This is a genomic window from Paenibacillus algorifonticola, from assembly GCF_050481745.1.
Taxonomy (GTDB): Bacteria; Bacillota; Bacilli; order Paenibacillales; family Paenibacillaceae; genus Pristimantibacillus; species Pristimantibacillus algorifonticola_A.
In genome coordinates, this window is sequence record NZ_JBCNGR010000083.1 from 1 (window position 1) to 1,723 (window position 1,723).

The 1,723-nt window shown below is 49.3% G+C and carries 1 protein-coding gene; it reads right to left on the minus strand.

Annotated features, from left to right (window positions below):
* On the minus strand, positions 1 to 1,705 hold a 1,705-nt coding region (locus tag ABEW34_RS31585; protein WP_430165742.1), incomplete at its 3' end, for an IS1182 family transposase.
* Between the last annotated feature and the right edge of the window lie 18 nt (positions 1,706 to 1,723).

Below are 1,723 nucleotides of genomic sequence, written 5' to 3' on the forward strand. Positions count from 1 at the left end.
TGTGCGAATGCTTTTGCAGAAAGGTAGCGAGGCGGATGCCTGCCACCTTCAAGAGATTGTGGGCCAACGCCACAATCCCAAACTCCGTGTGAACCTTGTCCAGCCCTCGCAAGGAGAACCGGCGGAACGAGCGATTGCCCTTGATGTGACCAAATACGCTTTCTACCTCGACTTTACGCCTGGCATAGATGGCGGATTTTTCGTCATCCTCAAGGGCTTTTTTGGCCTTCGCTTTTAACTCTTCCCAGATCGTATTCCAGTGGACCTGGCGGTTCCCCTTTGCTTTGCTGCACGCGGGCTTGAAGGGGCAGTTGCTGCAATCTTCACATTCATAGAGCTTGAAGCTTTGCTCCAGGCCAGAAGCATTCTTTTTCGTTTGGTATTTTTTAAAGCGAACGAATCGACCATTCGGGCAAACGAACCGGTCATCGTGCTCTTCATACGTCCAGTTCGAGGCGTGCCGGATGTCCTTTTGGTAACGACGCGTTTTTTCTTTCATATAGTTGCCGTAAGGTATGAGAAATTCAAATGACAGTTCCTTTTCCTCACCCATCGCATACAAATAGTTCTCTTCGCTACCATAGCCCGCGTCGGCAATCACGGTTTTGGGCATGGGCAAAGAGGACGCAGCCAATTTTTCCATATGCGGAATGAAGCAGCGCGTATCCGTAGGTCGCTGATGAAGACTGTAAAACAAAACGAATTGGTTTTCCGTGGCCATTTGCACATTGTAGCCGGGTTTCAGTTGGCCATTTTTCATGTGATCTTCCTTCATCCGCATAAACGTGGCATCGGGATCGGTTTTGGAGTAGCTGTTGCGATCGCCAAAGCAGGCTTTCTGCTGCTCATACTTGGCGAGCCGGGGAAGAAAGTCCTCTCGAATTTGTTTCAGTGGCTGCTTCCAGGCACTGCGCGCTTTACGTAGCGCTTTCCGCGTTTCCCTGTCGTTTGCCTGAACGATTTGTTCCGTGAACGCTTCAACCTTCTCTTCCAGCACCATTGCTGTTTCTTCGAGTTCTGCAGGAAGCTCATTTGGATCGTTAGCGGCGTATGCCCCAGCTTCTTGCTGCGTGAGGGTATGAATATGGGCAAGAGTCTCCTGCACCTTTACTTTGAGCTTTTCCTCAAAGCGTAGCGTGGATTTTTTCCACACAAACGAATACTTGTTAGCATCGGCTTCAATCTTTGTGCCGTCGAGAAAGTAGTTTTCCATCGTGATGTAGTGGTCTGCGATGAGCTTGTGGATCATCGTTTCAAACAGCTCGTCCATGAACGCTTTCATGCGCACAGCGCGAAAGTCGTTCAACGTACGGAAGTCCGGCTGCTGCATCGCGGCCAGCCACATAGCGGGGATGTTTTCTTGCAGAAGCTTTTCGATTCCGCGGCAAGAGTAGATCTTTTGCGAATAACCAAAGAGAATCACCTTCAGCATCATTTTGGGATGAAAAGAACTGCGACCTCCGCCTGTGTAGTGGGCAAATAACCGCTCATCCGGGATCGCTTCAATCATCTCATCGATGACGCGAGCCACATGATGAGCAGGAATATACATCTCTAGATCCAGAATCATCTGAGCCTGCTTATTGTCATAGTGCTTGAAGGTAGGGACCACATTTCGTTTGGACACCACTTTTTCCTCCATATCCACTAGAGGAAGTGCCAGTTGCATGGTATACTGTTCGGTAGTAGTCGTTCGATTACGCAAAAAAATCGTCCTCTCCTG